20 protein-coding genes are annotated in these 22,110 nt (G+C 54.0%); 5 read left to right on the top strand and 15 right to left on the bottom strand.

All coding sequences use genetic code 11. The features are described from left to right. Positions 1–92: 92 nt before the first annotated feature. The 3 genes from WG929_RS09630 to WG929_RS09620 all read right to left on the bottom strand — a co-directional run bounded on the left by WG929_RS09630 (position 93) and on the right by WG929_RS09620 (position 4,538). Positions 93–1,115, bottom strand: a complete 1,023-nt coding sequence (locus tag WG929_RS09630; protein ID WP_416205860.1) for a CobW family GTP-binding protein — start codon at positions 1,113–1,115, stop codon at positions 93–95. Between the two features lie 154 nt (positions 1,116–1,269). Beyond that, on the bottom strand, positions 1,270–3,780 hold the full coding sequence (locus WG929_RS09625; RefSeq protein ID WP_416205859.1) for an ABC transporter permease: 2,511 nt from the start codon (positions 3,778–3,780) through the stop codon (positions 1,270–1,272). Then, complete coding sequence (locus WG929_RS09620; RefSeq protein ID WP_416205858.1) at positions 3,777–4,538, bottom strand: ABC transporter ATP-binding protein; 762 nt, start codon at positions 4,536–4,538, stop codon at positions 3,777–3,779. The genes WG929_RS09625 and WG929_RS09620 overlap by 4 nt, the downstream gene beginning before the upstream one ends. Here WG929_RS09620 and WG929_RS09615 point away from each other — a divergent pair. Together WG929_RS09615 and WG929_RS09610 are read left to right on the top strand one after the other, a co-directional pair. Beyond that, positions 4,537–5,193, top strand: a complete 657-nt coding sequence (locus WG929_RS09615) for an arylesterase (RefSeq protein WP_369855413.1) — start codon at positions 4,537–4,539, stop codon at positions 5,191–5,193. The genes WG929_RS09620 and WG929_RS09615 overlap by 2 nt on opposite strands. A gap of 70 nt (positions 5,194–5,263) precedes the next feature. After that, positions 5,264–6,073, top strand: coding sequence for an inositol monophosphatase family protein (locus tag WG929_RS09610; protein ID WP_416205857.1), 810 nt, complete (start codon positions 5,264–5,266; stop codon positions 6,071–6,073). A gap of 169 nt (positions 6,074–6,242) precedes the next feature. Here the strand turns inward: WG929_RS09610 and WG929_RS09605 are convergent, their stop codons facing one another. From WG929_RS09605 to WG929_RS09590, 4 genes are all read right to left on the bottom strand, one after another. After that, complete coding sequence (locus WG929_RS09605) at positions 6,243–6,932, bottom strand: hypothetical protein (RefSeq protein WP_416205856.1); 690 nt, start codon at positions 6,930–6,932, stop codon at positions 6,243–6,245. 320 nt (positions 6,933–7,252) lie between these two features. Beyond that, positions 7,253–8,587, bottom strand: a complete 1,335-nt coding sequence (locus WG929_RS09600; RefSeq protein ID WP_416205855.1) for a ferredoxin reductase family protein — start codon at positions 8,585–8,587, stop codon at positions 7,253–7,255. Positions 8,588–8,753: 166 nt separating this feature from the next. Beyond that, on the bottom strand, positions 8,754–9,419 hold the full coding sequence (locus WG929_RS09595) for a DsbA family oxidoreductase (protein WP_416205854.1): 666 nt from the start codon (positions 9,417–9,419) through the stop codon (positions 8,754–8,756). Between the two features lie 133 nt (positions 9,420–9,552). Further along, on the bottom strand, positions 9,553–10,659 hold the full coding sequence (locus WG929_RS09590) for a peptidase C39 family protein (protein ID WP_416205853.1): 1,107 nt from the start codon (positions 10,657–10,659) through the stop codon (positions 9,553–9,555). 298 nt (positions 10,660–10,957) lie between these two features. Between WG929_RS09590 and WG929_RS09585 the strand changes: the two genes are divergently transcribed. Beyond that, positions 10,958–12,433, top strand: coding sequence for a RimK family ATP-grasp domain-containing protein (locus tag WG929_RS09585; protein WP_416205852.1), 1,476 nt, complete (start codon positions 10,958–10,960; stop codon positions 12,431–12,433). 77 nt (positions 12,434–12,510) lie between these two features. Here WG929_RS09585 and WG929_RS09580 read toward each other — a convergent pair whose 3' ends face one another. The 7 genes from WG929_RS09580 to WG929_RS09550 form a co-directional block, all read right to left on the bottom strand. Next, positions 12,511–13,035: a cytochrome b gene (locus WG929_RS09580; RefSeq protein WP_416205851.1), complete on the bottom strand. Its 525-nt coding sequence runs from the start codon at positions 13,033–13,035 to the stop codon at positions 12,511–12,513. Positions 13,036–13,172: 137 nt separating this feature from the next. Continuing rightward, the gene (locus tag WG929_RS09575; protein ID WP_416205850.1) at positions 13,173–14,759 is read right to left on the bottom strand and encodes a DUF1501 domain-containing protein; all 1,587 of its coding nucleotides are present in this window, start codon (positions 14,757–14,759) and stop codon (positions 13,173–13,175) included. Positions 14,760–14,783: 24 nt separating this feature from the next. Next, complete coding sequence (locus WG929_RS09570; protein ID WP_416205849.1) at positions 14,784–16,655, bottom strand: DUF1800 domain-containing protein; 1,872 nt, start codon at positions 16,653–16,655, stop codon at positions 14,784–14,786. 104 nt (positions 16,656–16,759) lie between these two features. Continuing rightward, on the bottom strand, positions 16,760–17,881 hold the full coding sequence (locus tag WG929_RS09565) for an ATP-NAD kinase family protein (RefSeq protein ID WP_416205848.1): 1,122 nt from the start codon (positions 17,879–17,881) through the stop codon (positions 16,760–16,762). A gap of 28 nt (positions 17,882–17,909) precedes the next feature. Next, positions 17,910–19,046 (bottom strand): phospholipase A, encoded by a 1,137-nt coding sequence (locus tag WG929_RS09560; protein ID WP_416205847.1) that lies wholly within the window; start codon positions 19,044–19,046, stop codon positions 17,910–17,912. A gap of 146 nt (positions 19,047–19,192) precedes the next feature. Next, positions 19,193–19,642 carry a hypothetical protein gene (locus WG929_RS09555; protein ID WP_416205846.1) on the bottom strand — a complete coding sequence of 150 codons (450 nt, stop codon included), beginning with the start codon at positions 19,640–19,642 and terminating at the stop codon, positions 19,193–19,195. 242 nt (positions 19,643–19,884) lie between these two features. Continuing rightward, the gene (locus tag WG929_RS09550; RefSeq protein ID WP_416205845.1) at positions 19,885–20,031 is read right to left on the bottom strand and encodes a hypothetical protein; all 147 of its coding nucleotides are present in this window, start codon (positions 20,029–20,031) and stop codon (positions 19,885–19,887) included. Between the two features lie 116 nt (positions 20,032–20,147). On the opposite strand from WG929_RS09550, the gene WG929_RS09545 reads away from it, so the two are divergent. Then, positions 20,148–21,350, top strand: a complete 1,203-nt coding sequence (locus tag WG929_RS09545; RefSeq protein ID WP_416205844.1) for an MFS transporter — start codon at positions 20,148–20,150, stop codon at positions 21,348–21,350. On the opposite strand, the gene WG929_RS09540 is transcribed toward WG929_RS09545, so the two are convergent. Beyond that, a complete protein-coding gene (locus WG929_RS09540; RefSeq protein ID WP_416205843.1) occupies positions 21,261–21,623 on the bottom strand; it encodes a group II intron maturase-specific domain-containing protein in 363 nt (120 codons plus the stop codon). The genes WG929_RS09545 and WG929_RS09540 overlap by 90 nt on opposite strands. Positions 21,624–21,773: 150 nt before the next feature. On the opposite strand from WG929_RS09540, the gene WG929_RS09535 reads away from it, so the two are divergent. Then, complete coding sequence (locus WG929_RS09535; RefSeq protein WP_369855095.1) at positions 21,774–22,025, top strand: HP1242/YdcH family protein; 252 nt, start codon at positions 21,774–21,776, stop codon at positions 22,023–22,025. Positions 22,026–22,110: the final 85 nt, after the last annotated feature.

Below are 22,110 nucleotides of genomic sequence, written 5' to 3'. Positions count from 1 at the left end.
AAACCAATGACAAGATGTATCTGAAAATAGCGCGGTGCTGTATTGACGGCCCCAGTGTAACGAACTATCTGGGGACATCTAGTTATCGGGGTTTACCGGCTTAATACACATGCCTGCCAACCCGCTTCCATTGAGGCTTGAGGTAACGGCTTCAGGTCGATCAGCTCCAGCCGGTTCTCAAACGCAATCACCTCAACGTCGCCCAGTATCTGCTCGGTCAAAGTGCCTTCACGCCAGTTCAGCGCCACAACCCCGACATCCGTCGCCAGCACGCCTTTGGCTCGTTCAACGTCCAGGCGATAAAACCAGCTCCGCAATGCCGCTAACGAAAACACCCAATCATCCGCCAACAACCAGCCTAACGCCTGATAGCCATCACCTTGATGCGGCAAGGCCCGGAAGGATTCACCAGGAGCCAGCTGCAGGGGTTGGGCCAAATCCAGCATGAGCGGTAACCCCGGCGAATCCATTGCTGTCCGCGCCGATGATATGTCCGCCGATGCTGTCGTTGCGGTGCTCTCAACCGCTGCCAGTAAATCGGCCGACAGCTGCCCCTGAATCACCCTGACAGACTTGAGATGGGGGTTATCCATCTGGCGCTCGGCCACCAGTGCATCAAACTGCAACAGGTCTTCTGGCTGACACACATCCATCTTGTTAGCCACCAGCACATCCGCGACAGCAAGCTGGTCGGCATAAATCTCATGCTGGCGATATTTTGATTGGCTCAGATGACGCGGATCGACCAGCGTCACCGTACTGCCAACCGACAGTACGTCCTGGTAACCGGGCTGATTGAGAATCGCCAGAATCTGGCGCGGGTGCCCCAGCCCGGTGGGTTCAATCAGTAATACATCGGGCTTTGCGCGGGTAATCAGACTGTTCATCCCGATCTGGAACGGCAGACCGGATACACAACACAAGCAGCCACCCGGCACTTCCCGTATCGCCACCCCGTCGCCCAGCGCCTTCAGCAGGGTGCCGTCCACCCCTACCTCGCCAAACTCGTTCACCAGCACCGCCCACTTTTCGGTAGCCGGCCGGTGCTTGAGCAAATGCAAGATAGTGGTGGTTTTACCGGTACCGAGAAAACCGGTAATCAGGTAAACACGCACCGTTTTTGACACCGGCTTCGGGAGAGGTGTTGAGAGAGGCGCAAGTGGCTTGCTAGAAGCTGGTCTGTCAGAGAGTGCCATATCAAAATCCGCAGCAGGTCAAAACGTTATACACTAACATAAGTGATTCATTTTGCCTGCTGCGCACTGATACTCAACCCAGCTCCCGCAGGACTTGCAAGGGAGCCACGTTGACCGTTTTGCGTAACAACAGCGTGGCCAGCCCGGCCAATAGCCATGCCGCAACCAGCGGTAACCACAGCCAGATCCAGCCGAGGCCGGCATAGGGAATATCCAGCACCAGGGTGTACAAGGCCCAGCACAAGGCTTCGGCCGCGACCAAAGCCAGCAATGCGGCAATCAATCCCAACAGTGAGTATTCGCTGACCTGGGCCTTGCGTATCATCGCACTACTGGCACCCAGCGTGCGTAACAGAGCACCTTCTTGCAGCCGCTCCCGCAAGCTGGCCACCAGCGCCGAGACCATCACCAGGGTCGCCGCAATCAGCACCACCACCAGAATCAGTTCCACCGCCAGGCTAACCTGATACAACAGCCCTTGCAGCTGACCCAGCAATGCCTGCATATCGAGGATATTGACCGCCGGAAATTCCCGAATCAGGCTGGTCAGCTGAGACTGTGATTGTTCGGGCACATTAAAACTGGTGATATAACTGGGTGGCAATTGCGCCATAATGTCTGACGAGAACATCATAAAAAAGTTGGGACTGAGGGATGTCCAGTCCACCTCGCGCAGGCTGCTGACAGTCGCTTCAAACTCGACGCCGGCCGCCCGAAAAGCCAGCAGGTCATCCAGTTTCACCCCCAGCCGCTCAGCCAGTCCGGCTTCTATCGACAACTGTCCGGGGTGGATCATTGCCTGCCAGTCTCCGGCAACGATGCGGTTGGAAGCGGGTAATTGAGTATCGGACGTTAACGCCAGATCACGATCAATAGCGCCGATATCCGCCAACCCCAATTGTTGAATACTGTTGCCGTTAATCGTCAGCAACCGTCCCGGCACCATGGGATAGAGGGCTTTGGAGGCAAAACCACGTTCTGCCAACGCCTGTTGAAACGCCTGCTTATCAGCGTTCTGGATATTCATCGCGAACACGTTTGGAGCGTTATCAGGCAGGTTGGCCTGCCAGTCCGCCAGCAGGTCGTTACGCAGCATGGCGATCACAATCATCACTTGCAGAGTCAAGGCAAACGCCAGAATCTGCCCGGCCGTCTGGCGACTGTCGCGGCTCAGATGCTGCCAGGCAAAACGCCAGTGTAATGCCATTGAGGTATTCTCCAATCGCTGGCGCAACCCGGCAATCACCAACTGCAGTGCCCCGAGTAACATCAATACCAGCACCGAACCACCGCCCATCACCAACAGGGTGAGCTGCAAGTCACGGGTGAAGACCCACAGCAACAGCGTCAGCGACAGCAACGCCAGCCCGGTCATAAGCCAACCGGCCAGTGGCACGGGGGTCAGATCCCGGCGCAATACCCGCAAGGGCGACACGGTTGCCAGCGGCAGTAGATGTGGCAGACCGAATCCCAGCAAGGTTACCAGTCCAGAGCTGAGTCCGAGCAGCCAGGCCAGCGGCGGGGCAGCAGGCATCTGCGGCGGCAATACTTCTGCCAATAATTGAATTATGCCCGCTTGCAGACCCACCGCCAGTACGGCACCGATCGCCGCGGCGGCCAAACCCAGTGCCACCAACTGCCAGAGGTAGAGCCGCAGCACATCACCACGATGCAAACCGAACGTCCGCATCAGGGCACTGATATCGAAGTGCCGACGAGCGTAACGCTGAGCCGAAATTGCCACTGCGATACTGGCCAATACCACCGCCAGCAGTGACGCCAACGCCAGATATTGCCGGGCTTTTTGTAATGAACTGGCCATCCGCTGATTGCCGTCTGCCAGAGTTTCGAATTTTTCCTTATCGCTGAGCGGCCAGTCCACTTGCAATTGCGTTAATGCCGCCGAGTCACCCTGCATTAACAGGCGATAGTTCAAACGGCTGCCTGGCCCCAGCAAGGCGCTGCCTTGTACATCATCCCAGTGCACCATCATCCGTGGCGACAAACTGTAAAAACCACCGCCCCGATCCGACTCCTCGGTAATCTCACCGGTCACCCGGTAACGCTTGTCACCCAGCTCCAGTTCATCCCCCAATGCCGCATCCAGCAGCGCCAGTAACCGGGGTTCAACCCAGGCTTCGCCAGCTGCCGGGCCATGTTGCTGCAGCACAGGCAGCTGATTCCCAGCCGTTATAACTTGTAGCCGGGCCTGCATCGGATAACCGTTATCCACCGCTTTGATCGCAGCCAGGGTCATATTGTCGCCATACAAGACCACACTGGGAAAGGACAACACCTGTGCGGTCTCCAGCTCCAGCTGCGTGGCCAGCTGCAACTGCTCTGCAGTAAAGGCCGCACTCGAACGAATACGCAGATCGGCCCCCAGCCAGGCGCCGGACTTGTCATCCAACGACAGTTCGAGACGAGCGCTGAACAAGGCAATCGCCGTGGTCGAGGTGACAGCAATCAGTAGCGCCAATAAAATCAGCGTCAACTCCCCACTACGCGCTTCGCGCCACAACAGCCTGAGCGCCAGTCGCCACTGCGCCAGCAGCGGCAAGCGTGTTATGTGTAATTCCGTCATACCGACGCCCCGGTCGCCACTTCCTGCAACTGACCATCGCTCATGCATACCTGACGCTGACAACGTTGCGCCAGTTGCGGGTCATGGGTCACCAGTACCAGAGTGGTGCCATACTCTGCATTCAGCTGAAACAGCAGGTCTTCAACCTGTTTGCCCGTCGCCCGATCCAGGTTGCCCGTCGGTTCATCGGCAAACAAGATACCCGGTTGACCAGCAAAGGCCCGCGCCAGAGCAACGCGCTGCTGCTCTCCTCCCGACAGCTGGCTGGGGTAATGGCTCATGCGGTGGCCCAGACCGACACTTTCCAGCAGACGCCGGGCCTCTGGCAGCGGTTTGGGTTGCTGACGAATTTCCAGTGGCAACATTACATTTTCCAACGCCGTCAGACCCGGTAACAACTGGAAATTCTGGAACACAAAACTGACGCCCTCTGCCCGTACAGCCGCACGTTGGTCTTCCTCCAGCTGATCGAGCCGATACCCCAGCAATGACAATTCCCCGGAAGAAGGCAGATCCAGCCCCGCCATAATGCCCAGCAGCGTCGATTTGCCGCTGCCCGAAGCGCCAACAATGGCCAGACTGGTGCCAGCTTCCACTCGCAGAGAAACCGCATTCAGTAACGTCAACGGCTGCCCTCCGGCTTGCACTGTTTTGCCAACACGGGTTAACTCAAGGGCTGACGTGTGGCCACAGACAGCCGCAGAGGACGTTGTGGATTTTTCAAGGGAGCAAAAAGAGATGTCGCTGTTATTACGCATGGCTAGTATCAAAATCCTGTTATTGGCACTGGTCATATTGACCGGATTACCGGCACTGGCAGAACCTCTGGACAGCGGGCGCAGCACCGCCCCGGTTATCCTGGTACTGGGAGACAGTATTAGTGCCGGATTCGGTGTACCGATTCAACAGGGATGGGTCACTCTGTTCCAACAACAGCTGCAACAACGTGTTCCACAGGTAACCGTGGTGAATGCCAGCATCAGTGGCGACACCACCCAGGGTGGCGTGGCCCGGTTACCGGCACTGCTCAAGACACATCAACCAGACCTGCTGCTGATCGAACTGGGCGGTAACGATGGCTTGCGCGGTACACCGCTCACGGTTATCCGCAACAATATCGAACACATGATCACCATGGCAGAACACGAAGGCATTATGGTGATGCTGCTGGGCATGCAAATACCGCCCAACTACGGTGCCCGCTATGCGGACGGTTTTGCCAGCATTTACAGCGATCTGGCCAATCAGCAAGAAACGCTGCTGCTCCCCTTTCTGCTGGAAGGCATAGCAACCCAACCAGAACTAATGCAGGCCGATGGAATTCACCCAACCGCAGCGGCACAACCGGCCATGGCCAGTGCGGTCATCAACGCCATGACAATCTGGATTGAGTTCGTCACCAATGAAATATAACCAGCGAAATGTAACCAACGCTGGGCACAATGACCGGATCAGCCTCCCTTTGCCGACAGGAAAGACACACATGAATTACCAACCCATGCTCGACCTCGCACTGTCACTGGCTCGTCAGGCGGGTGACACCATCACACAAATGCGTAATGACTTGCAGATCAACTTCAAATACGACGGCGCCGAACTGGTCACCCAGGCCGATGTCGCCGCCGACCAGCTGATCAGCAGCGGCATTCTGGCTGCCTTTCCAGATCATCAATTGTTATCAGAAGAACTGGGGCCAGAAAACAGCACCCAGTGCGAACACCTGTGGATCATTGACCCGATCGACGGCACCGTCAATTATGCCCATGGCCAGCATCAGGTCGCCGTATCCATCGCCTACTACCACCAGGGCGAAGCCAAAGCAGCAGTGGTGCATAGCCCCTTCCAGGGTGAGACCTTTCATGCGCTGGAAGGCCATGGGGCCTATATGAACGACCAGCCGATCCACTGCTCCAGCAAGACCGAGCTGAATCGTGCGCTGATAGCCACCGGCTTTCCCTATCAGAAAGACGACCTCGACTATCTGCTCGGCCGTCTGGAACAAGTACTCAAACACTGTGCCGACCTGCGCCGGGTCGGTGCTGCCGCACTGGATATGTGCTGGGTTGCCTGTGGCCGACTGGATGGCTACTACGAAAACGTCAAAGTCTGGGACTGCGCCGCCGCACAACTGATTGCCCGAGAAGCAGGCGCTCGTCTGGGTCATATTCACCCGCTGGCCGACAACGACAACCCACAGCTGATCAGCCGCAATATCATGATCGTCACACCGGCTCTGTTTGAACCGTTACAAGCGCTGCTGCAACAATCTGACGTCCGATACGGCCGTGGTTAAATGCCGTAATCCCAGGCTATTTGGCCCAAATGTAACGAGGTACCGGCTTGATTTGCATCAGGTTTTAGGAGGCACTACCGGGCCACATTGCCGAGCCATCTCCGTATGCGCATGAAGGAAGTGGCTGTCTATCATCAATGAGTCCTGATCTTCAGCCAGAACACACCACTTACCGACGCACCGGATAAAAAGGCTCGCCCCAATGCGCAGTCGCATTATCCATCATGATGGTGATAATAACGGGAACCAGAGAAGCAAGAATATTTCGCCCATCACGAACCTGACTGCGGTTCACCTTGCCATTCCAGGTTGCTCCACCATGCACCAGTTGATTACGGAGTGTATAAAGTCTCTCCATCACGATATTCAATACGTCCGCTGTTTTTTGATTGGCCAATGCCGACTTGGATTGATCTCGTGCTCGGTTAAAGCTGATTTGCCATTCTTCAATGTCCGGCTTCTGGTTGTGATAATCCCAATAACGCTGGTAAACATACTCGTTACTGAGCAGCAAACGTATTGGGCCAGAATAGGTATCCCACAATAAGTCAGCGATGACTCGTTGATGATCCAGTGCAACAATTCGGGTAACAAAATAACGAAAAGTACTGGCTTCGCTTTCACGGTATTCACCTGCGTCGTTGGCATACGCGGCGTTCAGTGAAATCCAAAGGAAGATGAAGGCACCATCCTCATCGTGGCACTGCTCAGCACGGTGCAACCAGCTTAAAGCTCGGTGAACCCGCAAGTCAAGAAACTCAGGGTAACCATCACGCTCATGACGATGACGCTGCTTGAGGGCAGCAAATCCATCGCTGGAACCGGAGGTGTCAGGGGTTGGAAAATCTGTATTGGCCATTGTCATCACATCCATGCAGAACATTTACGCTAAAACGAATTACCAAAAAATACCAGCCTGCCAGGGCCATCTCAATGATTAAACCGAGCCTGCTGAAAGCCAGCTGGTTTCAGAACACGGTATGAGGAGTGCGGTTTAGCGAGCGAAACAAGTGACGAATAACGCCGGGCTGGAAGCAACAGGCCTCAGCCCCTTGGGTCAGGGTTAACCGTCATGTAGTGGTGTTGAACTTGAAAAGGACTCGCCATTCTCTGCATTCAACGCCTTGCCTGACGGGATTTTATCTCCTGGCAGGCCGCGTCGAATAATTGAGAACACCCCTAACGCATCTCAAACATTTCTTGATGGAAATGGTCCGCCGGCATACCCGCAACGGTCAGCTCGCGTTTGAGCTGCTGACCAAAGGCAGCCGGGCCACAAAACCAGACACTGGCTTGCTGCCATTCTGATACTTCCGCCATAATCTGTTGTGCCGTCAAGCGCTTGTCTTGCCCGGAGAGCACCAGATGCAGCTCCACACCGGCATCACGGGCATCGCTTATCAACTTGTCGAGTGCCTGCTCATCAACGTCAGCCGTCGTATGATAAAGGTCGATCGATTGGCTGCCGGGCAGCTGTTGCAGCTGTTTCATCCGCGCAATAAACGGCGTAATACCAATACCTGCCCCAATCCAGATCTGACGCGGACGATCATCGTCAAAGTTGAAACACCCATACGGGCCTTCTACCGAGACCGGCAAACCGGGTTCCAGGTAATCCATCATCTGAACGGTGTGATCACCCAGCGCCTTACTGATAAACACCAGACAGGGATCAGCCGGATTCCAGGCCGAGGCAATGGTAAAGGGGTGAGGCGCTTCATCCGCACGGCTTTTCAGAAAAGCAAACTGCCCGGCGCGGTGCCCCGGCCACCCATGATCCGGGCAGATACGGGTTTCTATCGTTTTCATATCCGGGTAGCGAATCACACTGTCAATATGACCTGCAACCGTACGACGCTTGCCCACCCGGCCTGCCAAAATCCACACAGCCGATAGCGTCCCAGCCAGAATCAGCAGTGCCAACAACCAGCCAATCGGCTGTGACCAATATTCAAATTTGATCAGCACTACCGCGTGAAACACCAATGCGAGGTACGCCACTGCGATCAGGGTATGAGTCTTTTTGAACCAGTGATACGGAAAGCGCTTGATCAACGCCAGTACCATCAACAAGGCGGCACCATAAAAAGCCCATTCACCCACTTGCTCGGCCAATTCGCGCACACTGTTGAATGCCTCTTCAATCAGCCCTAGCGTTTGCTCTGGCCGAGTTCCTCGTTGTGGTCGTTCCAGCCAGCCCCAACCCACCATCCATTTGGTGCCCTGGGCAAACCACCAGTGCAGCACCGCTGTCACCAGGGCCGTAATACCCAGCCATTTGTGTAACTGGTACATTTTATCCAGGCCATTCAGTCGTGCTTCCAACCAGGAAGATCGCACCGCCAATACCATGGCCAGGCTCATCACTGCCATGGCAATCGCTCCGCTGTACTGAATAAACACAGCGCGGAATGAGAAATAGCTAAAGGGTTCGGGTAACAGGGAGTCGGCCAGCAACCACAACAGGGTGATAGCCAATAGCAAGCCGAGGTACAGGCGGGTGGCGGATTTCATATTGTTTTCCATGCTCAGATGAGTCACAAGGAAATGAGAGGCCGGGCTACAGCCAACTCAACGTCTATCTGTGAATTCTGCACGGGGGAAGGTTAACAATGGGTTAATATCGCCAGAAAAACCGGGATTTAACGCGTCAGCTCAGATCTGAACACAACGATGTCGGTTAATTAATAGCTTCAGACATCCTCACCACATCCCGAATCACTTTTTTCAGCGTTTCCTCCGGCTGCCCACCGGACACCAGATAACTGCCATTAAATATCATCGCCGGAACAGAACTGATGCCCTGTTGTTGCCAATGCTGCTCGGCATCCAGTACGTCATCCGCGTACTGATTACTTTCCAGTACAGTTCGGGCGGCAGCACTATCCAGTCCGACCTGTGTTGCAATGTCACACAGCAGGTCAATATCATCCGGGTTTTGATTGTGGGTAAAGTAGGCCAGCAGCAATGCTTGCTTTAACGCCAGCTGGTCACCCTCACCTTGCAACCCGGCCCAGTGCAACAACCGGTGAGCCTTGAAGGTATTCCATTTTTTACTGTCGTCACGAAAGTCAAAAACAAACCCGACATCCTGACCCCGTGCGGTAATCTGCGCCTGGCTTGCGGCAACCTGCTCCAGACTGATGCCGTATTTGCTCGACAGATACGGCACTACGTATTCGCCGTCACTGCCCATGTCGGGTGTCAGTTCAAAGGGATGGAAACGAATGGTTGCATCGACTTCATCGCCCAACTGTTGCAGCGCCCGAGTCAGACTGGCGAGGCCAATGGCGCACCAGGGACAGACAACATCAGAGACAAAATCGATGGTTAACGGCTTGGACATGACGATTCCTTTATTCTGGCGGGCGACCTTGCACATACCTTCAGTATGTCGGTTGTGACATCACTTGCCCAGCCTGCGAGCAGCAACACTCTGCAACACTCTATTATTCCAATCTTGCCGGAACTGAATCGTGTTACAGCGCACGCGACAGCACCAGTGTGCACTTCAGCCGCTGACGCCCGAACGACGCCATATGAATAAATTCATCATGCCGGATTGGAACATCGATAAAGTCAGTGCTGCTTTGGCCTTCTTCCTTCTCAAAATCCGGATCGGTCAAGTACACATAGTCCTCATCGGCAAAGGTCACCACCACCCAGTGTGGCGCCCGATTGCGGTTCAAGCGCCAAGTACTGATCAGGCAAACCAGTACCTCACCTTGTTGTAGATGCTGGCGTAATTGTTCCAGTGTCAGCGACTGTTCGACCAGGGTCACGGTGGTATCGGCCAGCCGCTCAACAAAATCCTGATGCACCAGTTCAATCACCGCTTTTTTGTGATCATCCCGTACACCATCGATAAAAGGCACACCGTTATGACTGACGTACAAACGTACCTGGGCACCGCGCTGGTAGGCACTGAGCGCCAGCCCATGGGGCGAGCAGCCTCCATGACCCGTAGTCATAAAAATGGTGGTGGCCTCGCGCCAGATTTGCAGCTCCTCCCGGCGGCTCATGCGGTACTCCGGGTTCAGACTGTGTAAACCCATCATCAAACTGGCCGGGCCACAGGTAAAATCCGTCGTCTGCTCGTAGTAGGTCGTGGGTCGCACAGGATTGCTGCGCTTGCGATACAAGGCTTTTTCCATCCGCACACCATCATCACCATTGGCGTAATACTGCGGTAAACGGGCAATGGTTTTAAAACCAGTTGCCTGGTAAAGCTGGCAGGCGACGGTATTACATACGCTGACTTCCAGGCGTACAAACGCACAATCGTGTTGTTCGGCCGCCTGCTCGGCCACCGCCATCAACTGTTGGCCCAGCCGCTGGCCCCGAAACCGCAACGCCACCGCCAACGAATACACACGGGCCAGCCAGGTTCCCCGACGGTATAACACCAGCACATACCCGGCCATTTCACCGGCCTGCTCGGCAACCAGTACACTGGCATGGGCATGACGAATAAAATGGCGAAAACTGCGGCGCGATAATTGATCGGTGGTAAAGGCGCTGTTTTCCAGCAATACCAGCTGAGCCAGATCAGCCTCAACGGCAGGACGAATCAAAAAGTCGGTCATTATTAAATCCGGAAGGAAGCAAGAACAAAGCGCCATGTACAGATGATAGGTGAGCATTAAGCGCCGAGGTGTAGCGCCATTAATTCAAACACTCTGGTTTTGAATTCAGGTTTGAAATCTGCCCGACAGTCTGACACTGGTGCCCTCCAGGTAACATCAGAATTTCTTGCTCTACAAAACAAGAAAATTTCGTTATACGTCGCAGGCGGCAGGCCTCACCATGCGTCACCGTTACGGTATTTCCGTCTGTTCGCCACCGACTTTTCACCATTATTCATATTCCTGAGGACCATGTGCCATGCCTGCGTATTACGTCGTTGTTGATGACCTGAACGACTGGGCACCCTACTTCCCGAGTAAAGACGTTATTTCGTTCGATCAATACCTGGCGTTGCCTACCGAGACCTCGGACAACAAGGTGCGGGTTATCAACTGCTGTCGCAACAGCCACGCACTGGGCCGTGGCTACTATGCGTCCTTGCTGGCAGAAGCCCGAGGCCATCACATCATTCCGTCCATTACGGTATTTAATGATGTGCGCCGTAAAGCCCTGACCTCATTGCAGCTGGAAGGATTGGAGCAGAGCATCGACAAACTCGCCCGGCAACTGGACGACAGTGGCACCGAGCTGGTATTTCGGCTGTTTTTTGGCAGAACCCCGATCAGCGCCCTGGCATCGTTAGGCAAACAATTGTTTGAGCGTTTTGCCGCGCCAATTCTGGAAGTGCGCTTACGCAAGCAAACCAGCTGGACCGTCGACCGAATTCGAGTACTGGCGTTGGGCGATCTTAAAACCGAACAGGATCAAACCGATTTTGCCGATGCGGTCGATCAGTACTCCAACCTGCTGTGGCGCAAGCCTCGTACTCGCAAGCGTTACCGCTTTGATCTGGCCATGCTGGTGAACCCGGACGAAGCAATGCCGCCCAGCGATCGAAACGCCATCGCCCGCTTTGTACGGGCTGGCAAGCGCCTGGGCATCAACGTCTCGTTGATCGGTAAAAAGGATTACATGCGCCTGCCAGAATACGACGGCCTGTTTATCCGCGAGACCACCAACATCGACCACCATACCTACCGCTTCGCCAAAAAAGCCGAAGCTGAAGGCCTGGTTGTTATGGATGACCCGACATCGATATTACGTTGTACCAACAAGGTGTACCTCGCCGACTTGCTCAAGACACATCGTATTGGCACCCCTGCGACCCGAATCATCAGCCAGCAATCCGAAGCCGTATTGCAGGATTTGGAACAGTCGTTAGGCTTTCCGATGGTTTTGAAAACACCCGACGGGGCGTTTTCACGTGGCGTGATCAAGGTCAGTGATCGCAAGGAACTGGAAACCGGGCTGAAACAGCTGCGGCAAAAATCCGCACTGGTACTGGCTCAGGAGTACATGTTCACCGACTACGATTGGCGTATTGGCGTACTGAACAACAAGCCACTGTTCGCCTGCCGTTACTTTATGGTGAAGGATCACTGGCAGATCTACCAACACCACACTGGCTCAGTGGATTCTGGCGGTTTTGAAACCATGCCGACCTATGATGTCCCGCGTGATGTACTGGATATCGCCCTGCGCGCCACTCGCCTGATTGGTGATGGCCTCTACGGTGTCGACATCAAGCAAAGCGGCAGCCGGGTGGTGGTTATTGAAGTGAACGACAACCCCAGTATCGACAGCGAAGTGGAAGATCTGTCACTCGGAGCAGCGCTTTACCACGAGATTATGGCGGAGTTTCTGCGCCGCATGGAAGACCGGCATCGCGGCTAATCGCGAAGATAACGGATCAGACGACATCACATCGCCTGATCCGTTATTCACCCGTCACCCGCTCCGTCACCCAAGTATCACAACATCCGTTTCAAGGTGTCATCCTTGAGTTTGAAGTGATGGAACAACGCTGCGCCAATGTGCGCCAGCAACAGCACAATCAACACCTTCGAAGTGATACCGTGCACCGCACCCAGCACTTCATGTATGCCCTTACTCTCTCCCATCAGCGTTGGTAAACCCAGACCAAACAGCGCCACCTCGTGACCACCGGCCTGAGACATCAAAATACCGCTGAGCGGCATAATCAACATGCACAAATACAGCAACCCCTGCAGCGCCTTGGCCTTGATCACATCCTTGCGGCTCAACTCAGGCAACGCATCCACCGGGTTGGTAAACCGAGAGATAAAGCGCAGTACCAGCACAATCAACAACAGCACACCAAACGACTTGTGCAAGCCCAGCAACTCGAACTTCTCCGGGCTCTTCTCCATATTCTCCAGCGTCATCCCAACCGCCAGCAGACCCAAAATCAACAGGGCCGAACCCCAGTGAATCACCTTGCTAATCAGGTTATAGCTGCGAATTTCAGTATTCATAAAGGCTATCCATTGTTATGTCATCAATCATCAGAGGACATTATACGGTCGCAACCTTAACCGAAGATGAACAGGATCAGTATCCGCGCAGGTTTTGTAGCAACAGGGCTTCAATATGATTCCGTTGCCAGCAGCTCCTATGTATTTTTCATCAAAGGCAGCCAGGCCGATGCCACAGAGTCAGAAGCCTGAAAATTGGTCAAATGGGGGAATAAATGGATCATGTCTGACGCCGCAACACCAAACCAGTTTGCCAGTGCAGCCAGCGTTTGTTCATTCGCCAGGCCAGGAATCATCCGACCGCGGTTGTCTGGTACAGACTGTAAGCTATCGACCCGCAAATCCGGCATAGCACCATAAATACCGGCGTTGACGGCTCCGCCGACAACAAACTGCTGCCCACCCCAAGCGTGATCCGTACCATCACCATTGTTCTGCAAGGTTCTGGCAAAATCAGACTGACTGTACAATGTGACCTTGTCTTCCATACCCAACGCCCGAATCGCCTGCTGAAAGTGCCAGACTGACAAACTCAGATTACGTAGCAACAAGGGATGCTTGTTCGCTTGCTGGGCATGGGTATCAAAACCACCCATAGATACAAAAAAAATCTGCCGCCGCAAACCCTGCCGTTTGCCAATTTCAACCATGCGGGCAACGGTTTCCAACTGACGCAGCAACCCAGCAGGCAACCGGTCACCCAGGCCAATCAGTCCCTGATCCGGCATACTGAATAAGGGTTCGCCATAACTACCGGTCAACGAGGAATAATCATGGGTATTTTGCCATTCAGCATTCAACCGCGTCAGCATTTCCATGGTCGTTTGCTGGCGGCTGGCAAACAGTTGCTCAAACAGATCTCGACGCGGCAAGGTAATTAACGCATTCAGAACGTCAGCCCGACGCTGCTCATTGGCTGGGCCGGTCTGATTGATGGAGTCCATTTTGAGTGGCTTACCAGCGGGCAAGACGCGTTCAGGAGCCGATTGTGAGGCAAACATCGGCTTTCGCCCTCCTAACGCCATGTTCATACCGAACAAATGAGCATGATCGATGCCATTGACAGACCCCGACTGCCACAGGTCAGCTAATCGACCAGCCCAACCCAGCGACTCATGAGCGGTGCCATCGGCGGTCGCCAGATAACGCTGCTGATGATTGTGGGCGAACAGAAAGGACGGCAAGATGCCTGATTCGTATTGTTGACGATCCACAGGCTCTACCAGCACCCCGGAATTGACCACCCAGGCCAGTCTGTTGTGTTGCTGCAATCGCGCCAACTCAGGAGCACAGCCATTCACTGACCACTGTTTGTCTACCTTGTAAAGACCCTTGAGATAACTTGCGGCGGCATCTTTCTGATGATATGGATTGGCTGCGGCACTGCCAACCTGACCCGTAGAAATCTCAAGCGATTGCTGTTTGACCGCCAGCCCCGCACGGCGGGATGCATAGGTCTGATAGCCAAATCCCTCTTCAACTTCGCTGCCTTCGTTGGCTGATGGGATCAGCAAATTCCAGGAATCATTACCACCATACAAAAACAGGCATATCAAGGCCTTATAGTCTTTACCCGCCGGCAAGCGTGGTCCAACATCGGCATGACTGGAGTTCCCCCAGGAGCGACTCATGACTCCAGCACCTGCTGCTGTCAATAACCCGGTAGCACCCGCCCGTTGCAGAAAATGACGGCGTGACCAGCAGGGGTGTCGTTTATCTGCCATTTCAGCGGCTCCTTCCTGTGGTGATTAATGCTGAACCCAGTATTCCGGCATCATCGCCAGCAACCGAATACTGTCTTCGAGAATCTGCAGCGCTTCCTGCTGAGGTTTCTTGTCATATTGAGGCACCATCAGATACTCAGTCAGTCGAATTCGGGCTTGTTCCGGCATTGGCTGTCCCAGCATCTGTAATTCTAGTTCATCCAATAGCGCATCCAGAGCCCGACGACGGGCCACCATATCGGTATTCAGACGCAAAAAATCTCCATTACTGTCGTTCTCCAACGCCAGCTCCAGCCGTTGTAACCAGGGACCAGTATCCACCAGCAGGTTGATGGACTGATTTCTGCGTTCATTGTTGATTTTTCTGGTAAAGCCCTGACCTCGAATATCCAGCGATTGAATATCATTACGAACCAATACCTGTCGCACGATATTACTGAAACTGGTCAAGGATTCGACATCCAGAATTTCGGCTTCCGGCGCAACCCACTGTTGCTCCGCAAAGCCCGCAGTAGAAGGCTGATAGTCGGCGGAATAAAAATTGAATACGGAGGGAGAGCGGTAAGCGTTCTGGCCAATATTCAGATCTCTAAACCAGATAACATCGAGCATCTGGCCGCCATGGGCAGATTTCCATGGTTCTGCAGGCTGAACCTTGAGCATTCTTAACAACCCCGCCAACGCCAGTACTGGTTCTTTCAGTTTTTCTGCACCTGCGGCCGGATTACGCGCTTCTGGGTCAAGCAAAATTGTCCGTACCAGCGCCTTCATATCTCCCCTCACACCCTTGCCATTGTCATTAAAGACGGCACTGACGCGACCAATATAGGCGGCCGACGGATTGGAGGATACCAGCCGCTGGATCATGTGTTTACTGACAAAAGGCCCCACATTCGGATGAGCAAACAGAATATCCAGTGCTCGCTCGATATCCGCCTTACCAGAGAGTTTGGCCTCGATCGGTTTTCCCAATAACACCTTGCTGCCAAAATCGTGAAATTCCTTGGTAAATTCCAACGGCTCAATAACCTGAATGCGACGCTGGTTTTTATCACCGTATTTAAGATTACCGACCAGATCCCAACCTGTTAAAACTCTGGCCAATTCCATTACATCAGTTTGGGTATAAGAAGGTACTGGGTTACCTTGGCCGTCTGGCTGGATCGAACCGTCCGGATTCAACCGGTACAACCCAATTGAAAACAGTTGCATCAGCTCGCGCGCATAATTTTCATCTGGTGAAGTTTCAGTTTTCGGGTTCGCTTTGCGATTACCCTGATGCGAAAGGTAAATACCCATTGCTGGAGAATACGTCACTGCTGACAGCAACTCACGATAATTACCAAACGCGTACTTGAGCAACAAATCGTTGTATGCCGCCAAGCCTTCTGTTCTCAGATGTAAGGGTGGCTCACTCACCGACACCACCAACAGCTGGCTCAATGCAAAAGCTACCCGCTGACGCAACTGATCAGGAGCAGTCAACGCTTGCTCCCACCAGGCCGATTGCTGGAAATCCCGAACCCGGTACACCGCCTGAGAATTAAACATAGATGTTTCGAACCAATTGCGTGCAGGGTCTTCCATCAGCGCCAATTGAATAGTGCGCTGTAGCTGGCTGTACTTTTGCGGCATCGCCAATTGCTCATCCACCCAGTGCTCCACCCCTGCGGACATTACCTCGGCAATACTGACCGGCCCTGGGCCAAAACTGGCTTGCTGCAAGATACGGATGGCCTCCACTCGACCCGCTTGCGCATTCTCCGCTTCAACCATCGCAGCAAACAGCAAACAACTACTAAGACAAAACCACTGGATTGATACACGCACGTGATGGCAGACGTCTGATCGCTGATACCTGTAGCGATTGATATTGATGCGTGCGGGAGTAGCCATCCATTGATTCCCTCAGGAGCGTTAAAAACAGATGGGACGACATCAAGGTACAGAGGTTCCCAACCCAAGAAACAGAATGGCACCTGTGTCTCTTTACTCTATGATCACCCCACCGGATACAAAATACGGTCCTGGTAACCAGTCAGAATTTCCATGGTGCCAGCCCAATCAGTATCAAACCGACTATCGCCGCTATCGATCACCAAGGGGCGGCCCGCCAGCGCGGTGATTTTGGTTTTGGTGGAGACCAGGTTGATGTTGTCGCGACCAATACGAGTCAGCACAGTGACGCTAAACTGCTGGTTACCGCGACCGATAATATGACCCTGCCCGCCCATCACGCTCAGTACCGCCTGGCGAATCGGGTAGTTATCCAGCAGGGCCAGAATGCCCTGCTCATTGAGGTCGCAACCAACCAGTTGGCCATCGAGAATCGCATCCACACCGAGCAGCGTCCCTTCCAGGCCCATAGCGGCCATAATGGCCTGAGTGGTTTTGCCAGAGCCCATCAGATAGAGGCAACCGTCTTCCATTTCCTGTTGCAACGTCGCGGCGATGTCGGCCAGCACCAGTTCTTCTACTTCGGCACCGCCCTGTTTGACGGCCTGAATAAAGTGACCCACCGCAGGCACGCGCATGTCGCCATAGTGCCTGGCTCGAACAACACCACGACGGAAGGCGTCTTCGTCCAGGTCTCGCACTTCAGACTCCCGCATGTCCACTAGCCCGCCCTTCACCAGCTGGCAAATCACTTCTGCGCTGGCCACCGGAGTGATGCCATATACCCCTGAATGAATCTTGACCCCGGCCGGAATGCCCAGCACCGGCAGCGTGTTGTCAACCACGCTGCAGATGTCTCTGGCCGTGCCGTCGCCGCCAGCAAACAGCAGCACATCCAGCGCTTCCTTCAACATCAAACGGGCTGCTTCGAGGGTATCCTCACGACAGGTTTGATTGGCGGCAACCAGGGTAAGATCAAGCACTGTGCAAGATAGCCCGGCTTGTTCCAGCCAGATGGCCCCCATCTCTCCGGGACAGGTGACAAATTCACACTGTTCCTGGAGTGGAACCAGCAACTTCAGCGCTTGCAAGGTGCGTAGTCCGGCTTTTTTTTCAGCCCCCAGCGCCAATGCGCGGGATACAGTGGCTGCGCCATCACTGCCCTTCAGGCCCACAGCCCCACCAATACCTGCCAGTGGATTGACGATCAGCCCCAATCGAATCATGTTGTACTCGCAGCGATAAAAACGGCGATTATAACCAGTCTGTCAACTTGATCCCGATACCAAAGCGTTCTTGCCACCGATTGTAATCAATCAGGCTGTCGCCATAGCCGTTAAAATATTGCACAAAGCCCTTGAGCGTGTGCGTGAGTGGAAAAGTCAGACCGATTTCTATGGCACCACGGTTATTATCTACATCCAGGTTATTACGCAGCATCACCGCCAGTGACTTTTTGCCATAGACCCGCATGTAACTCAGTTCTCCATAGCCAAGATAATCTTCAATATCCGGATTGTCGTTGTCAGAAGGATCATACGGATCGGCCTTTTTGCCTTCGGGAATACGCCACCAGACCCTGCCAAACCAAATGCCGTGAGAAAAGACCGACGCCCCCTCAACGATGACCCGGTTCCAACTGCGTGACAGTGAACTGGTCTGACCATTGGACTGGTGATTCAGGCCAATACCGGCATGATCCAGCCAGGAAATACCGGGTTGCCACGAGTAGATAATCTCCGGCTCGTGATTGGTTTCCCGGAAGGGTTTGGATATTTTTGAATTGTAGGCCTGCCAGTAGGAACGGTTGGTATAGGCAATTTCAAGCCGATCAAACTTGGTCAACAGCCCTTGTAGCAATTCGTATTTGATACTGAACTGCATAATCGCTTCTACATGACTGAAACCACCATCGTACGATTCTTCACCGCCAGAATAATGATCCACCAGTTGTTCCACATCCCGGTTGTTCGGGCTGCTTTGGTAACTGAATGGCATCACATAATTAGGCCGATGCGGTAACAGCACGTGCGGGCTGTTGGCCGCCAGCGCTTCGACCTGACGCTTGCGTATCATCTGCGGATAATACTGACGGATGGCAGGTTTGAATTCCTCCGGTGAAATCATTTTGATATCGACGGTTTCGGTCTGCAACGGTTCATCTTCCAGCAACGGAGTCTCTTCCTGCTCTGGCTTGTCATCCTGCCACAGTGCGGCAGCCGTTTCAGGCACCCTGGTTTCCGCCTCACCTTGACCCGTTTCAGCATCACCTTGTGAAATACCTTGAGGAGCAACTTCCGAACTGGATGCCGGGGCACTGTCAGACGGGCTAACGTCTGTTGCCGCCAATAGCAGGGAGCTGTCCAGCAAAGCCAGAACCAGTGTAAACACTGGCAATATTCGGCGCGATCGGACAGCAAAAACAGAGAGAGTAGCAATCACATGAGTTACCGGTAGGAGTGGATGGCGTCTGTATGGTAGTTCAGCCCTCCTTCCATCTCCATCCTTTATCAAGCCTGAACCAGACACCGACAGGCTTACAGCAATAAACCATCAGCCTCCAGATACGGCGTCCGTTGAGACTGGTATTCATTTTTACAGTGCGGGCAAATACGCACATCTTTTTTCAGAATGCGGTTATGCAAATGAAACAGCTTCTGATCCCCCTCCCAACAATAAGAACAGAACGGCTGACCATACACCTTGCCATCACGACTTTTGTAATAGCCATCGCCACGACGGCGCAACTGGGCCTTGGTATGTAACAACTCCCCCATGGCCTTAAGTTCCGCATCCTTATCTTGTAGATGCGCTTGCAAGATACCCAATTCCATCTTGGCTTCCGACACCGCTCCTGCCAGTTCAGCCAAACTGGTTTTCATCTCGGTTTTTTCCAGCACAAAACCGGACTCACGAATCCGCTGGCCGACCATTCCTGCCTGATTCAGGCTCCGCATAATGTCACTCAGACGCCCCAGACCTGCCATAATCTCACCTCATTTCTGACGCTGATAAATTCCTGCGCGCCAGAAAAACGTCAAATTATCGACTCTGACGGCACCATAAAGCTTTGTTTGCAGCTTCGATGCCAATACCAGTGTTGCCAGGCACCGACCGTGAGAGCACAGCCTACGGGCCTGACAACAGGCCATTGCCGGATGAACGGTTTATACTTGAGGGGCCATCTATTTAATCCGGTGCCCGCTCTGGGCCTTCGGCTGCTGTCGAATCACGAAGCCGGTTTGCAGGCCTGACGGGTCACGTCTACAACCGACGACACCGAGTCGGAATCATCCGGCAGCCCCCAGAGGGCACGGGTTGCCGCCGTCCAGAGCGGTGTTGGCGAACTTGAAAAGGACTCGTCATTGCGCAGCATTCGCCGCCTTGCCCTGATCCCTGGCAACACTCGCGCAGAGTTGTGCAGGATTAAATAGATGTCCCCTTGAGTAATGCACCGTTAGACTCTCAGTCGACCTGCAACGAGATCCCTCCGTGTCCACATCGTCTCCATCATTACGACTATTACTCACCAGCCTTGTCTGGCCTGTTTACCTACCAGGGTTATTAACCGCCACTGCTCAAACCGCCATCCTGGTACTGCTGCCGCTGTACGTACTCGAACTCGGGTACAGCCCCTCCATCGCTGCCCTGATGCTGGCAACCCGAGGAATTGGCCAGCTGGCAGGGGATATTCCCGCCGGTATCGTCGCTGGACGCTGGGGCGACAAGATTTGCCTGATGCTCGGCGCTGCCGCCTACGTTGTCGGCTACGGCCTGATGACGCTGACCGATGTGCCATTATTGCTGGGACTGGGCGGTGTGATCGCCGGGATGGGCATGTCATTTTCACTGATCGGCAGACAATCGTACGTCACCACCCGCGCCCCGGTTCACCAACGGGGCCGGGCCATCTCACTGATGGCTGGAGCCATGCGCGTTGGCTCCCTGTTAGGCCCGGCACTGGGCGGCCTTGCGGCGGTCAAGTTTGGCTACCAGGCAACTTTTTTGGTGTTGGTACTGTTATGCCTGCTGTCGTTACTGATTGTGTTTTTGTCGGCCGACCGTGGTGAGCCAGAAGCCGATCGCACACCCCACAGCTTTATTGCCATTATTCAGGTGCTGACAGATCACCGTCAGGCGTTTCTCAGTGCCGGATTGGCGATGATTTCGCTGCAATTCATGCGTGCTGGCCGAGTGGTATTATTGCCACTGGCGGGTAATGCCATCGGGCTTTCAGTCGCCGAGATCGGCCTGGTGGTCGCCGCTGCCGCCCTGATGGACAGCCTGATGTTTATTCCAGCGGGCATTATTATGGATCGCTGGGGACGCAAGGCCGCCGCCGCACCCAGCCTGTTGCTGTTTGCATGCGGACTGGCCGCCCTCGGCTGGGCAGACAGCTACCTGAGCCTGCTACTCAGCGCCCTACTCATCGGCTTTGCCAACGGCGTCAGTGCTGGCCTGGTGATGGTATTGGGTTCTGACTTTGCACCAGCCACCGGACGCGCCCGCTTTATGGGGGTCTGGAAACTGGTTTCCGATTCTGGCCAGGCTGCAGCACCACTGGCAATCAGTGCTCTTCTAACAGCCGGTAGTCTATTACTTTGCTCACAACTGATTGCTGCTACCGGGCTGATCGGGCTGTATGTGATGGCGTCCCGGATGAATGAAACCCTGATCAAAAAAACTGGCCCATAATCGGCTGCAAGCAGACGGTCTGGCCCACGACAGTGCGGATAACTGACCAACCCCGAGAGATACAAAATCCACTGGCTCGGCCGCCTGTACATGAACACCCAATCTCATCAGGCTTCTTACTTGAGTGCGTGGTTTTCGCCACTGTCGCCAGTAAGCCATTCGAATGCTACGCCTGATCCAATGATCTAGATCCACGCAAAGCTGATAGCAGTTGGCAATACCAAAGTAATTAATCCAGCCCCTAAATATACTGACTGGTTTTGAAGATCTCATTCGCTAGTAGTTAACATCTAATGGGGCATCTATTGAATCACTGTTCTGGCTAAACAAACCGAACCAGTCTGCGCTACCTGAGTCTGACCTGCATCAAGCCTAACCCCCATTGGGTACGTTATTCTGAACGTACTTACCAAGGAGAGATACATGTCCATCGAAGCCCATGACCTGCACCATGATTTTCCTGAACTGAGCGAGCAGATTCGTGATTTGAAAATGACTGACCGTCATTTTGCCAAGCTGTTCGATGAATACGATGAGCTGGACAAGGAAGTGCGCCATATTGAAGAACAAAAAGAAGCGGCATCGGATGAGCGCCTTGAGCAATTGAAAGTGCGCCGCGTTGTTCTGAAAGACGAGCTCTATGCCATGCTGAACCAAGCCGCTGCCAACTCCTGATATCACTGGAAAAGGTCACCAGTAGTTGCTGAAGGCAGTGTAAAAACACTTTTCAACGACCGTTTGACGCCTCGCACTTGCGAGG

It is taken from the genome of Oceanobacter antarcticus (genome assembly GCF_044962685.1).
Taxonomy (GTDB): Bacteria; Pseudomonadota; Gammaproteobacteria; order Pseudomonadales; family Oceanobacteraceae; genus Oceanobacter; species Oceanobacter antarcticus.
The sequence above is the reverse complement of the archived record's forward strand: the minus strand, read 5'-3'. Positions and strand labels throughout refer to the sequence as shown.